General features: G+C 34.4%; 13 protein-coding genes. 9 read left to right on the forward strand and 4 right to left on the reverse strand.

All coding sequences use genetic code 11. From position 1 onward, the window contains the following. Positions 1 to 26: 26 nt before the first annotated feature. On the forward strand, positions 27 to 947 hold the full coding sequence (locus tag GWR14_RS18040) for a family 2A encapsulin nanocompartment shell protein (protein ID WP_031455760.1): 921 nt from the start codon (positions 27 to 29) through the stop codon (positions 945 to 947). After that, on the forward strand, positions 931 to 2,829 hold the full coding sequence (locus tag GWR14_RS24025) for a family 2A encapsulin nanocompartment cargo protein cysteine desulfurase (RefSeq protein WP_163410477.1): 1,899 nt from the start codon (positions 931 to 933) through the stop codon (positions 2,827 to 2,829). The genes GWR14_RS18040 and GWR14_RS24025 overlap by 17 nt, the downstream gene beginning before the upstream one ends. Positions 2,830 to 3,152: 323 nt before the next feature. Here GWR14_RS24025 and rocD read toward each other — a convergent pair whose 3' ends face one another. After that, positions 3,153 to 4,406, reverse strand: coding sequence for an ornithine--oxo-acid transaminase (rocD, locus tag GWR14_RS18050; protein ID WP_163410478.1), 1,254 nt, complete (start codon positions 4,404 to 4,406; stop codon positions 3,153 to 3,155). Positions 4,407 to 4,557: 151 nt separating this feature from the next. Between rocD and GWR14_RS18055 the strand changes: the two genes are divergently transcribed. The 4 genes from GWR14_RS18055 (at position 4,558) to GWR14_RS18070 (ending at position 7,925) form a co-directional block, all read left to right on the forward strand. Beyond that, a complete protein-coding gene (locus GWR14_RS18055; RefSeq protein ID WP_163410479.1) occupies positions 4,558 to 5,010 on the forward strand; it encodes an Lrp/AsnC family transcriptional regulator in 453 nt (150 codons plus the stop codon). A 133-nt stretch (positions 5,011 to 5,143) separates the two neighbouring features. Further along, positions 5,144 to 5,917 carry a dienelactone hydrolase family protein gene (locus GWR14_RS18060; protein ID WP_163410480.1) on the forward strand — a complete coding sequence of 258 codons (774 nt, stop codon included), beginning with the start codon at positions 5,144 to 5,146 and terminating at the stop codon, positions 5,915 to 5,917. Between the two features lie 34 nt (positions 5,918 to 5,951). Then, entirely contained in the window at positions 5,952 to 6,902 is a 951-nt protein-coding gene (locus GWR14_RS18065) for a DUF3667 domain-containing protein (RefSeq protein ID WP_163410481.1), read from the forward strand. A 6-nt stretch (positions 6,903 to 6,908) separates the two neighbouring features. Further along, positions 6,909 to 7,925: a M28 family peptidase gene (locus GWR14_RS18070; RefSeq protein ID WP_163410482.1), complete on the forward strand. Its 1,017-nt coding sequence runs from the start codon at positions 6,909 to 6,911 to the stop codon at positions 7,923 to 7,925. Between the two features lie 134 nt (positions 7,926 to 8,059). Here GWR14_RS18070 and rho read toward each other — a convergent pair whose 3' ends face one another. Further along, positions 8,060 to 9,889 carry a transcription termination factor Rho gene (rho, locus tag GWR14_RS18075; RefSeq protein WP_163410483.1) on the reverse strand — a complete coding sequence of 610 codons (1,830 nt, stop codon included), beginning with the start codon at positions 9,887 to 9,889 and terminating at the stop codon, positions 8,060 to 8,062. Positions 9,890 to 10,074: 185 nt separating this feature from the next. On the opposite strand from rho, the gene GWR14_RS18080 reads away from it, so the two are divergent. The 3 genes from GWR14_RS18080 (at position 10,075) to GWR14_RS18090 (ending at position 13,119) form a co-directional block, all read left to right on the forward strand. Beyond that, entirely contained in the window at positions 10,075 to 10,491 is a 417-nt protein-coding gene (locus GWR14_RS18080) for a DUF4293 domain-containing protein (protein ID WP_163410484.1), read from the forward strand. Positions 10,492 to 10,658: 167 nt separating this feature from the next. Further along, positions 10,659 to 11,321: a response regulator gene (locus GWR14_RS18085; RefSeq protein ID WP_163410485.1), complete on the forward strand. Its 663-nt coding sequence runs from the start codon at positions 10,659 to 10,661 to the stop codon at positions 11,319 to 11,321. A gap of 112 nt (positions 11,322 to 11,433) precedes the next feature. Beyond that, positions 11,434 to 13,119 carry a tetratricopeptide repeat-containing sensor histidine kinase gene (locus GWR14_RS18090; RefSeq protein ID WP_163410486.1) on the forward strand — a complete coding sequence of 562 codons (1,686 nt, stop codon included), beginning with the start codon at positions 11,434 to 11,436 and terminating at the stop codon, positions 13,117 to 13,119. Between the two features lie 308 nt (positions 13,120 to 13,427). Here the strand turns inward: GWR14_RS18090 and GWR14_RS24030 are convergent, their stop codons facing one another. Together GWR14_RS24030 and GWR14_RS18095 are read right to left on the reverse strand one after the other, a co-directional pair. Next, on the reverse strand, positions 13,428 to 13,553 hold the full coding sequence (locus GWR14_RS24030) for a hypothetical protein (RefSeq protein WP_262888220.1): 126 nt from the start codon (positions 13,551 to 13,553) through the stop codon (positions 13,428 to 13,430). A gap of 137 nt (positions 13,554 to 13,690) precedes the next feature. Then, positions 13,691 to 13,861 carry a hypothetical protein gene (locus tag GWR14_RS18095; RefSeq protein ID WP_163410487.1) on the reverse strand — a complete coding sequence of 57 codons (171 nt, stop codon included), beginning with the start codon at positions 13,859 to 13,861 and terminating at the stop codon, positions 13,691 to 13,693. Positions 13,862 to 14,033 lie beyond the last annotated feature (172 nt).

Genomic DNA, 14,033 nt, shown 5'->3' on the forward strand with positions numbered 1-14,033 from the left:
ATCAATTAACCTTTAAAAATTAAATTATGGCAGAATTAAAAAAACAACAGACAGCATTGGGCGACGTAGCTGCAAGACAATTAGCGATTGCTACGCGTTCGGTTCCTCAAATCGGAACTATTTCACCACGCTGGCTAACGCATCTTTTACACTGGACTCCGGTAGAATCGGGGGTTTACCGTCTAAATAAAGTAAAAGACGGCAGTCATATCGAGGTAGATTGCTCGGCAAGAGACGAAAGAATTTTACCAAACACTTTTGTGGATTACATCGATAATCCAAGAGAGTACAATCTGGCAGCTGTTCAGACAATCGTAGATGTTCATACACGTGTTTCTGATTTGTACAGTAAACCGTATAACCAGATTACTGAGCAATTACGTTTAGCAATCGAAACGATCAAAGAACGTCAGGAAAGCGAGTTAATCAATAACAAAGATTATGGTTTATTAAGCAATGTTGCTCCTTCTCAGATTATAAAAACCAGAACCGGCGCACCAACTCCTGATGATTTAGATGAATTATTGACAAAAGTATGGAAAGAACCTGGATTCTTTTTATTACATCCATTAGCTATTGCCGCTTTTGGACGCGAGTGTACACGTCGTGGGGTTCCACCTCCTACTACTTCTTTATTTGGATCTCAGTTTTTAACATGGCGAGGTATTCCGCTTATTCCATCAGATAAACTGCCTATTCAAAATGGTAAGTCAAAAATCATTTTGTTACGTACAGGTGAAAGCCGTCAGGGTGTTATCGGACTGATTCAGCCGGGATTACAAGGCGAGCAATCTCCTGGATTATCAGTTCGTTTTATGGGAATAAACGAAAAAGCAATTGCTTCTTATTTAGTATCACTTTATTGCTCATTAGCGATTTTGGTTGATGACGCTATAGCAGTTTTAGAAGATGTCGAAATAGGAAAGTATCATGAGTACAAATACTAACAACAACGGTTTGTACAACATAGACGATCTGCAGCACATAGCCAATGAGTTGTTTAAAGCCCTGCCCAATGAATTTCCAAAAGAAATTTCACTGAGCCCGGACCATAACGATCATCCAAAAGCTACGAAAGTTGTAGAGACGCTATTGAGTGCAGGAAATCTGGCAGAGTTTACGCCAAATACCAGCTTGCAGAACCCAACGACCACCTACCCTTCTCATTCACCTGTGAGTGGTTTTGGAGTATCGCCTTCTGTTGGAAATTATGCAAATACAGGTGTTGCGGGTTTATACCCGGTTACAGATCTGGATACTGTTTTTCCTAACGACAAAAATTTCAATATCAATAATCCTAATACAGGTTTTAATGATGTTAATTTAAAAGGAAAAAGCCATGACAGCAATCCTTTTTCATCTCTCCCTTTAAATGATAATTATCTGCCTTTTCAAACGCAGAGTTCGTCCTTTGAAAGTGAATTAAGAGAAGCATTGGCAAGTGTCAACACGGTATTCGGAATTCAGTCTGCTTTGACACTAAACCCTATAGAAGCACAGAATTCGTATTATTTCCTTGAGAATAATCCTTTTGCGTTTGATAAAAAGAACTCGTTTCCAACAGCAGGTACAGGAAGTTCTTTTCATGGAATTCATCAGTTAGAAAATACTCCTTTTGATGCTAATCTGATCAAAAAAGACTTTCCGATTCTAAGTGAAAAAGTAAACGGAAAACCGCTGATTTGGTTTGATAATGCTGCAACGACACAAAAGCCAAAATCGGTAATTGATCGCATTGCTTATTTTTATGAGCATGAAAATTCGAATATTCACCGTGCGGCACACGAATTGGCAGCAAGAGCTTCAGATGCATACGAAGCAGCACGTGAAAAAGTAAAAACCTTTCTAAACGCTGGTTCTGTAAATGAAATTGTATTTGTTCGTGGTGCTACCGAAGGAATCAATCTTGTGGCACAAAGCTGGGGCGATAACAATCTTTCAGCCGGAGATGAAATTGTAGTGAGCAATTTAGAACATCACGCCAATATTGTTCCGTGGAAACGACTGGCCGATAAAAAAGGCTTAAAATTACGAGTAATTCCGGTCGATGATGACGGACAGATTCTATTGGATGAATATGCCAAACTACTGAATTCAAAAACTAAAATTGTCGCTTTTACTCAGGTTTCAAACGCACTCGGAACCGTAACACCAGCCAAAAAAATGGTCGAAATGGCACAGGCTGTCGGAGCCAAGGTTTTACTGGATGGAGCGCAATCTGTTTCGCATATGAAAGTAGATGTACAGGATTTAAATGCCGACTGGCTGGTTTTTTCCGGTCACAAAATATTTGGTCCAACCGGAATTGGTGTTTTATACGGAAAAGAAGATTTACTAAACGATATGCAGCCATACCAATCAGGCGGGAACATGATTCAGGATGTCACTTTTGAGGAAATAAAATACCACAAAGCACCGAATCGTTTCGAAGCCGGAACCGGTAATATCGCCGATGCTATTGGACTTGGAGCCGCTATTGATTATGTGACAAAAATCGGCATCAACGCCATCGGTCAGTACGAACATTATTTGTTGGAATATGCCACAAAACTCCTGAAAGAAATTCCGGGTGTTCGATTGATAGGAACTGCTGCTAATAAGGCAAGTGTGCTTTCTTTTAATCTGCAAGGTTATTCAAATGATGAAGTGGGTCAGGCTTTAAACAAAGAAGGAATCGCTGTAAGAACAGGTCATCATTGTGCTCAGCCAATCTTACGCCGATTGGGAGTAGAAACTACCGTTCGCCCTTCACTGGCTTTTTACAACACTACTCAGGATGTCGATAAATTTATTGAGACTTTATGGGAACTTAAAAAAGTTAGATTTTAATGATACAGAGTGAATAACTCATCCTAATAATTGCTTTTTTTGATATTTTAAGCAATTATAAACAGAAGGCGATTGTTTATGCAATCGCCTTTTTGTGTTTTTTGTCATTTCGACCTTTTTGGGAGAAATCACACTAGAAATTCCATCCAGAATATCGCCAATCTTTGTAGAGTTTCTCGTGTGATTTCTCCTTTCGTCGAAATGACAATCAAAACATCATTAATAATTTTCAGGAGCAATTTCCAGCTGTCCACTATATCTTTTTATGGCTAAAGGAGCCATAAAAAGGATGCCGTTCCCATCTGGGCTAAGACACGAAGTCCTTAAGACCTGAAATGATTCAAAGATTTTTCAATAATAGCAAGACATTCTTTAATTTGATCTTCTGTAATGACCAAAGGTGGAGCCAGACGAATTTTGTTTCCGTGAGTTGGTTTAGCCAGCAAACCATTATCTCTGAATTTCAGGCAGATTTCCCACGCCAGATCTGATTCTTCATCAGAATTGATTACAATCGCATTTAGCAAACCTTTTCCGCGAACCAGTGTAATTAAATTGTTACGTTCGGCAATTTCGTTTAATCCTTTTCTCAGAATAATTCCCAGGCGTTCTGAATTCTCAGCCAGTTTTTCTTCTTTCACCACTTCAAGGGCCGCAATCGCAACAGCAGCTGCAACCGGATTTCCTCCAAAAGTAGATCCGTGTTGTCCCGGTTTAATCACATTCATGATTTCGTTATTTGCCAAAACCGCCGAAACTGGATAAACACCGCCGGAAATTGCCTTTCCTAAAATCAAAATATCAGGCTGTACGTTTTCGTGGTGCACTGCTAAAAGCTTTCCTGTACGCGCAATTCCCGTCTGAACTTCATCAGCAATAAACAATACATTATGTTTTTCGCAGAGTGCTTTTGCTTTCGCCAAAAATCCTTCAGACGGAACGTAAACTCCTGCTTCTCCCTGAATGGGTTCTACCAGGAAACCGGCAATATTTTTTGATGACTCCAGCGCTTTTTCCAAAGCCTCCAGATTATCATATTCAATTTTTATAAAACCTTCTGTAAAAGGACCAAAACTCTTGCGGGCACTTTCATCATTCGAAAAAGAAATGATAGTGGTGGTTCTTCCATGAAAATTATTCTCGCAAACAATAATTTGTGCCAGGTTTTCATGAATACCTTTTACTTCATAAGCCCATTTTCTGCAAAGTTTCAAAGCTGTTTCTACCGCTTCGGCACCTGTGTTCATCGGGAGAACTTTATCAAAACCAAAATAGTTGGTTACATATTCTTCGTAATTTCCTAATTTATCATTGTAAAAAGCACGTGAAGTCAAGGTCAGTTTTTGTGCCTGATCAACCATTGCTCCTACAATTTTAGGATGGCAATGTCCCTGGTTTACGGCAGAATAAGCCGAAAGGAAATCGTAATATTTCTTTCCGTCCACATCCCAGACATAGACACCTTCTCCCCTGTCTAAAACTACAGGAAGCGGATGATAATTATGAGCTCCGTATTTGTTTTCTTTCTCCACTAAAGCTTCTGACTTAGAAGAAAGAATTTGTTTAGTCTGTTCCATGATTTTCTGTTTTTTATCTTTTCCAAAATTAATTATATTATTTTATTTTACAATAAAAAGCCATACTTTTGACTTTAATTTACATTTAAAAAGTCAATTTTAAAAAATAAAACCAAATTAAAAGTCAATTTTAATTCTAAACAATGCAAAAATGGATTCATTAGACCAATTTGACATCAAAATTATCAAGGAACTGGAAAAAGACGGCAGAATGGCTTTTTCAACCATTGCAGCAAATCTGAAAATCTCAAATACTATGGTGCATCAACGGGTAAATCGCTTAACAGAACAGGGTATCATTTCAGGGATAAAACCTTTGGTTAACGAAAAAAGAATCGGTTATGACTGGGCTTCTTTTACCGGAATTACACTCAATAAAGATTCGGATTCAGAAAGGATTATTGAAGCTTTAAAACAAATTCCTGAAATTACGGAGTGTTATTATGTTACAGGTTCTTTTACACTTTATATAAAAATCATAGCCAAAAATCACGAGCACATGCGTAATATTCTTTACGAAAAAATAGACCGGATTTCAGGCATTGCCAAAACCGATTCTATTGTAGAATTGGGATGTGCTTTTAAAAGAAACATTACCCTTTAAAACTTCACATATTACATTTAAAATTTTAATTTTCAATATTTTAATTCCTTTTCAAAAACCTCAAAAGAAAACCCTTTTGAGGTTTTTTTGTACGATTATATTTTAGATATTTGTTATAAATTGTAAAAAAATCATGAAAAAATCAACATTCTTAATTTTAGTTATTTCCTTATTCTTCAGTACTATGAACGCCCAGTTAAAAGCCGTAAAATACAGCGATGGTAATCAGGTTTTAAACGGATTATCTATAAAATCTGCAAAAAAAAGCAGTCAAAATCCGGGAATTTTGCTTTTGCCAGCCTGGCTTGGAATTGACAATGCTTCAAAAGAAATTGCCGAAAATTTATCAAAACTGGGTTATACCGTTTTTATAGCTGATATTTATGGAGAAGGAAATTATCCTAAAAACACTTCCGAAGCAGGTAAGCAGGCAGGTTTTTACAAAAAGAATTATGAAGCGTATCAAAAACGTATTCAGTTAGCTTTAGATCAATTAATCAAATCTGGTGCAAATGCCGATAATATTGCGGCTATTGGCTATTGTTTTGGCGGAACCGGAGTTTTAGAAGCTGCCCGCGCACATCTGAATTTAAAAGGAGTCGTTTCTTTTCATGGCGGTTTAGGCAAAGATGCAACGAGACCATCTGAAACTATCACAACCAAAGTTTTAGCCTGTCATGGCGCTGACGATCCATTTGTTTCAAAAGAAGAAATAGCTGCTTTTCAGCAGGAAATGCGTGATACCAAAGCCGACTGGCAAATGATTTATTATGCAAATTCAGTACATTCATTCACAAATCCTGAAGCAGGAAACGACAACTCAAAAGGAGCTGCTTACAATGCCGTAGCTGCAAAACGTTCTTTTGAGCATTTACAGCTTTTTCTGAACGAGGTACTTAAAAAGTAAACTAATAAACCAACCAAAACTAAACCAAAAATCAATGTCGCATAATAAAATCAGAGAAGATAAAACCTGCCTCAACTGCCGTCATGTTGTAGAGCAAAAGTTTTGTCCCAATTGTGGACAAGAGAATTCGGACAGCAGAAAAACATTTCATCATTTGTTCATTCACTTTTTTGAAGATCTGACACATTACGAAAATGCTTTTTGGAAAACGATTCGAAATCTGCTTTTTAAGCCGGCAACTTTAACTAAAGAATATCTTTCCGGAAAAAGACTTTCTTATCTGGCTCCTGTACGGCTCTATATTTTTATCAGTTTTATTACTTTTCTTTCGCTTGCTATGTTTCCTAATAAAGTAAATGAAAAAGACATTTCTACAGAAAAAACAGAAACCAACAAAGAAGAAGCAATTTCTAATGAAAAAATAGATTTAGGATTTAAATCAATGAAGGAAATCGATTCGATTCAAAAATATGGACCGGAAAAAGAAAAGTTATCTGCATTTGAATATTGGATTTACCAAAAGATTTCAACAGTTACCGAACATAATACAAAAGACGAAATCCTTGAAAAATTCATCGAATCTTTCTTTCACAATATCCCAAAAATTCTTTTTATAATTATGCCTTTTTTCGCCTTCTTTTTATGGCTGTTTCATGACAAAAAAAGATGGTATTATTTTGATCATGGAATATTTACACTCCATTATTTCTCTTTTTTACTATTGATTTTTCTGATTCTATTCATTATTCAAAAACTAATTGGATTATTTGGAGATGAGAGTCCCATCAGTTTTATATCAAACATCACTAATTTTTTCGGAGGACTTTGGATGTGCTATTATTTCTATCCTGCACATCACCGCTTTTATGGAGAAAGCAGAATTGTTTCATTTGTTAAAAGCGTAACATTATTTGTTATAAACTTTATTTTTATTCTATTTTTACTCATTTTCTATATTTTATACATTTTCATCAATTTACATTAAACACAAATGAAAAAACTTTTAGTTCTATTTTTAATAGCTGCTGCATTTTCATGTAAAAACACCCAAAGTGTTTCCTCTAAGGACAATTCGGATCCTTCTAAATACATTGAAAAAATTTCCGAAAAAAACTTGAAAACAATGCTTTACACAATAGCTTCTGATGAAATGGAAGGCCGTGAAACCGGTTCTAAAGGACAAAAGAAAGCAGGACTTTACATGATCGGGCAATACAAAAAAAATGGAATCTCTTTTCCAAAAGGTGCTACAGATTATTACCAGCACATTCCGGCATCTTACCTAAATGCCAGACGCAATGAAAACTTACAGGATTCAGAGAATATCTGGGCATACATTGAAGGTTCTGAAAAACCGGATGAAGTTTTAGTGATCTCAGCTCATTATGATCATGTTGGTATTCAAAATGGTGAGGTTTATAATGGTGCAGATGATGATGGTTCCGGAACGGTAGCCTTATTAGAAATGGCAAAAGTTTTTGCAAAAGCTAAAAAAGAAGGCCACGGACCAAAACGCTCTATTTTATTCCTGCACGTAACAGGTGAAGAACACGGTTTGCATGGTTCACGTTACTATTCTGAACATCCCTTATTTCCTATCGCCAATACAATAGCCGACATTAATATTGATATGATTGGTCGTCGTGATGTAGAACATGCTAAAACAAACAATTATGTATATGTAATTGGAGCGGACAGATTATCATCAGATTTACATAATGCTGTAGTGTCACAAAATGACAAATACATCAAAATGGATTTAGATTTCAAATTCAACGATCCTAAAGATCCAAACCATTTTTACGAGCGTTCTGATCACTATAACTTTGCTAAACATGGTATCCCGGCGGTTTTCTTTTTTAACGGCGTTCACGAAGATTACCATGGTAAAGACGATATAGCAGAAAAAATCGAATACGATGCTTTAACAAAAAGAACAAAATTAGCGTTTGTTGTTGCCTGGGAACTAGCTAATAGAGAAAACAGACCGTTAGTGGATAAAAAATAGGCTCTAAGGTACTAAGTTGCTAAGGTTCTAAGTTTAAAAAAAGGGATAAGTTAAAACTCATCCCTTTTTTATATTATAGTAATCTCAACGTAAAAGTCTTAGAAACTTAGTCCCTCAGCAACTTAGTAACTTTATCAGTCATTCATCGAAATCAAAAACTCTTCATTATTTTTTGTTTTCTTAAAACGATCATTTACAAAATCCATTGACTCTACCGGGTTCATATCAGAAAGATATTTACGCATAATCCACATTCTTTGTAATGTTTTTTCGTCTAACAATAAATCATCACGACGTGTACTTGATGATGTAAGATCGATTGCAGGGAAAATACGTTTGTTTGCAATTTTACGATCCAACTGAAGTTCCATGTTACCGGTACCTTTAAATTCTTCAAAGATAACCTCATCCATTTTAGAACCAGTTTCTGTCAATGCTGTTGCAATAATACTTAACGAACCACCGTTTTCAACATTTCTGGCAGCTCCAAAGAAACGTTTTGGTTTTTGAAGCGCATTAGCATCAACACCTCCACTTAATACTTTTCCTGACGCTGGCTGAACAGTATTATAAGCTCTTGCCAAACGTGTAATCGAATCTAATAAAATTACTACATCATGACCACATTCTACCAGACGTTTTGATTTTTCAAGTACGATATTTGCAATTTTCACATGCTCCTGTGGCTCTCTGTCAAAAGTTGAAGCAATAACTTCTCCGCGTACACTTCTTTGCATATCTGTAACCTCCTCAGGACGTTCATCAATCAAAAGAACGATTAGATAAACTTCAGGATGATTGGCTGCAATCGCATTGGCAATGTCTTTTAGTAACATTGTTTTACCGGTTTTCGGTTGTGCGACTATCATACCACGCTGTCCTTTTCCGATTGGAGAAAATAAATCAATAATTCGGGTTGATACAGAACTGCCTTTTTCGGCTAATTTAAATTTTTCTGAAGGAAAAACTGGCGTCAGGTGTTCAAAAGAAACTCTGTCGCGAACTACCTGCGGATCGTGACCATTAATTTTAAGAACACGAACCAAAGGGAAAAACTTCTCACCTTCTTTTGGAGGACGAACAACTCCCTTAACGGTATCCCCGGTTTTTAAACCGAATAATCTGATTTGTGAAGTTGACAAATAAATATCGTCAGGAGAAGCTAAATAATTATAATCTGATGAACGTAAGAACCCGTAACCGTCAGGCATCATTTCCAGAACACCTTCACTTTCGATAATTCCGTCAAATTCAAAATCTGAATCCCTGAAGTTATTATTATTCTTTTTATTTTTATGGTTTGGATTCTGATTTCCATTATTACCATTCCCGTTCTGATTTGGATTTGGATTTTGATTCGGGTTTTGGTTTTTATTCTGATTAGGATTAATCTTTTTTACCGGAGCATTTCCTTCTGTCTTTTCAGTTACCGGAGCTGAAACATTTGTTTCCGTTTCTGTTTCTGCTTTTTCTTCAACGCTTACCTCTTTTGCTGCTTCTTTCTCTTTTTGTAAAGCAACCTTTTTTTCATAAGCAGATTTATTAAACTTAACGATTTTCGGCTCTTTTTTCTCTGTTACAACTTCATTATCAGCAACTCCTTTATTTTCAACAACTTCCTCTGTTTTTGGCTTTGGCTGATTTTTAGTATTTGCTTTTGAAACAATCGGAGTTTGTATTTCCTCACGTGGTTCTTCTACTTTATCAAACTCTAAAACAGGAGCATTTTTATTGGCTGCTGTCTTTTTAGCAGGAGTAATTCTTGCTCTTTTGGGCTTATCTTCAACTATTTCTGCATTTGCCACAGCAGGTACAGGCGGCTCTACTGTCGCTTCCTGATGCGCTAAAATCTGACTGATCAAAGTATCTTTTTTGACACCATTAATTTTTATCGTTTTAGCTAATTTAGCTATTTCTTGAAGCTCAGAAAGCTTCATTTCTTTTAATGCAGAAATATCAAACATGAATTGTTTTATGAATTTAATTGATTTTAAGGAAATACTGTAAAAAAGACAGAGTAGATAATTATTTAGGATTGACCGCAGTATGAAGTGCTTACGGTATTACGATGCAATAATACGAATAAAATTTTATCACACAATAGTATTTATAAAAAAGAAAATATATTTTTGTAAAACAATTTCAAATCATGCTACAACGAATTCAGACAGTATATTTAATTCTTACCTTTTTAATTACAGGTGTGTTACTATTTTTTACCCCACTTTGGACATTAAATAATGGTAAAGCATTTTATTTCATGGAGAGTCAGCTTTACACTATCATATTAGGGCTAAGCACTATGCTGACACTAATTAGTATTATTTCATTCAAAAAGAGACAAAATCAGTTTGTTATGGGCAGGCTGAACATCATATTAAATTTAATTTTATTAGGATTATTTGTTTACCGTTCGCTAAATTTATCTGGAGAAACAGTGAATGCTGTTTCTGAGAAAGGTATTGGGATGTTTCTTCCTATTGTCGCTATCGTGTTATTAGTTTTAGCTAATAAGGCCATCAAAAAGGACGAAGATCTTGTAAAATCTGTGGATCGTTTGAGATAAACCTATAAACTTAGTTTATTGCGCGAAGAGAACCCGAATTGTGAAATTCGGGTTTTTTTGTACACATGTTTAACTAATTCCCTGTAAAATATGCAAAAAAACAGAAAAAACAAAGCATTTATAAATAGTTTTTATATAATTTTACATCGCTATTTTCTAATCAATATATGACACAAAAAATAAAAATACATTTAGCAGACGATCATTTGGTTCTCATTGACGGCTTAACAAACTTATTAACCACTGTCCCGGATTTTGAAATTGTAGGCTCATCTTCAAATGGTTTGACCATCCATGAAGAAGTAACAGCCAACAATGCCCAAATATTAATACTTGACCTAAGCATGCCGGAAAAAGACGGTATCGAAGTATTAAAAGAATTTCAGCAAAAAGGATTCCCTTGCAAAGTTATTATTTTGTCGAGCTATGATGATTTAAAAATCATCAAGGAAGTTATGAATCTGGGTGCCAGCGGCTATCTTACCAAAAAATGCGCCGGCGAAAATATTATTGAAGCCGTTGATGCTGTAAATCAGGGACAAGAATATTTTTGCAACTCTGTAAGAGAGAAAATTTTCAACACTTTTACAGAAAACAACCCTAAATTAAACAAAAATAATTTTCCTGAAAACTCTATTCTGACTAGCCGTGAATTAGAAATTGTGACTCTAATTTCGCTCGAATACAGTGGAAAAGAAATTAGCGAACAATTATTCATCAGTACAAATACAGTAGAAACCCACCGTAAAAATATCATGAAAAAATTACAGACCAAAAACACTATTGGGCTGGTAAAATATGCTATTAAAAACAATTTGATAAAATCCTAAATCATTCAAAAAATTAAACCAACCGATTATCGAAAAAACAATACTCTTCAACTAATTATGAATTTCATTTTAAAGTTTTTAAAATACAATTTTATCCGCCTAAATCTTTAATATGCATATTCATCGTTATTTTATATCTTTTTGCATACTTGTACTTTCTGTAGCTACTACTGTCGGACAAAAAAAAAGCTATACTGAAAAAGAACTGTTAAAGCTTTATAACGAAGCAACAGTAAATCTGCACAAAGAGAATTACGAAAAATCCTTACTTCAGGCCAGGCTGCTTTTAAATCATGCACTCCTATCAGAAAACAATAATTTAATAGGAAAGGCCTACAATACAATAGCAGCCAACTTTGATGGTATCACTGAACCCGAAAAAGCTTTATTTTATTATAAAAAAAGTCTAATATATGCTGAAAAAGCCAATAATTTAGAATTGCAAAACTGGCTTTACAACAACATTGGAAACATTTATTGTTTCGACAAAAAAGAATACGGAAAAGGTGTTTCATATTATAAAAAATCTCTCTATTTCAGTCGGGCAACAAAAGATTCTGCCCAAATTTTCATGACCAACCTTAACATTGCGTGGGCATACTTTGATGTCGGAAATTTTCCTGAAGGAACACCTTATCTAAATTACATCAATGCACACAAAAAACATGGTTCTGCAACTACCTTAGCTGTTACGTATTTGCTCAATGGTATGTACCACGATTTCAAGAAAAACAATCAAAAAGCAGATTACAATTTTAATCAGGGGATCAAAAATGCCATCAAATATGATGAAGATACAGACTTATCTTTTATTTATCAGGAATACGCCCGTTTTTTATTCAAAAATGGAAATTATAAAAAGGCTTACATAAACCTCAATGCTTACGATAAAACAAACAGCAAGATTGCCCTTCAAGATAAAGCCCGTAAAACAGAAATCGCCGGAATCAATCTTAAAATTGATGAATTTAAACGCGAGATAGATAAAATGGGCATCGAGTATAAAAACAGGGAACAATTATTTCATAAAGAAAAAAAACGCAATCAAAAAATATTCATAATCACTCTCTCCCTATTTTTATTCATCACAATTCTTTTTTACTTCTTTTATCAAAATACAAAGCTTAAACAAAAAAACAAGATTAAAAATATTGAAAATAAAATACATCAAAATATAATCAATGCCAGTATTGACGGACAGGAAAGTGAAAGAAAAAAAGTCGCATTGTTTTTGCATGATACCATTAGTGCTTCGCTGTCATCTGCAGGTATGCATCTCAACGTATTTTTGGCACAAAACAATCCCATTTCTGACGAAATCATAAAAACAAAATTTATTCTGGATGAAACTCATGATAAGGTAAGAGACCTTTCACACGACCTGCTTCCTACTCTATTGGTGCGTTTTGGATTATTATATGCTTTGGATGATTTATGTGAAAAATACTCTAATTCAACTTTACATTTTGATTTCAGGAATACTATACCAATTAAAAAAAGATATCCAGAACAATTTGAAACCAGAATTTATCATATTGTTTCTGAACTTTTAAACAACATTATTAAACATAGTGAAGCCCATAATGCAGTTGTTTTATTACAAGAAAAACAGCACGAAATGACGATTGAAATTACTGATAACGGAAAAGGATTTGACACCAATGATTTTAATTTTGTTGAAGGGTTTGGGCTTAATCAGATCAAAGCCCGAATAAATAACCTGAACGGAGTTTTTAATGTTATATCTAAAATCAATCAGGGAACTTCAATTACGATTAGTGTTCCTTTAAACGGGTAAATTAAACAAAGAAACGCTTCTATATAGAAGCGTTTCTTTGTTTAATACAAATGATAAATATTATCTTGTTTACTTTCAACTCTTTTCAGAAGTTGATTTTAATAAACTATTTTATTTAAACTTCTACTTTACCACCTTTTCTATCATCATCTCCTCCAACAATACTTTTTTGTTCTTTTCCTGTCAATTCTTCTACTCCTTCTACTTCTAAAAATTTTTCTAACATAATTTTATGATTTTATTTAGTTTAAATATTACAATGCCTTTTTAGCTTTAATTTTAAAAAATACTATTAATAACTATTAGTATTATGCATCAGCTTTCCCGCCATTTCTTCCCCTCCCATCTTCAACATTTTCTCCTCCAACAATACTTTGCTGCTCCTTTCCTGCCAACACTTCTACTCCTTCTACTTCTAAAAATTTTTCTAACATAATTCTATGGTTTTAATTGGTTTATAAACTCTTATAGTTTAAAAAAAAATGATACGAGCCGTGCAAAAATTAAAGTTTTAATCCCTTAAAAAAACAGAGAATTTCAATTTCTTAACTTCGTACTAATTTTTTTAATATTAAGCCTCTGTTTTCCCGCCTTTTCTACCCCTCTCATCTTCTGCTATTTCTTCTTCCTCTTTTTGTTCTTCCTCTTTTTGTTCTTCTTTTTCATCGGTAAAAAAGAACTTTTTTTGTTCGTTTCCTGCTAAATCCTGCATTTCTGCTGTTTCTAAAAATCTTTTTGACATAATTTTTTGGGTTAAAATTCAATTTAAAATATCTCAATCATTATCAGACACTTGAGAAATATGTCTTTTTTATTAGTTTTATCACAACACCTAATATCTGACAAAACAACTAACACACAATAATACTATATTTTTAATTACAATAAACATTATTTAATAAAATATTTTTACA

Source organism: Flavobacterium ajazii (genome assembly GCF_010614725.1).
GTDB lineage: Bacteria > Bacteroidota > Bacteroidia > Flavobacteriales > Flavobacteriaceae > Flavobacterium > Flavobacterium ajazii.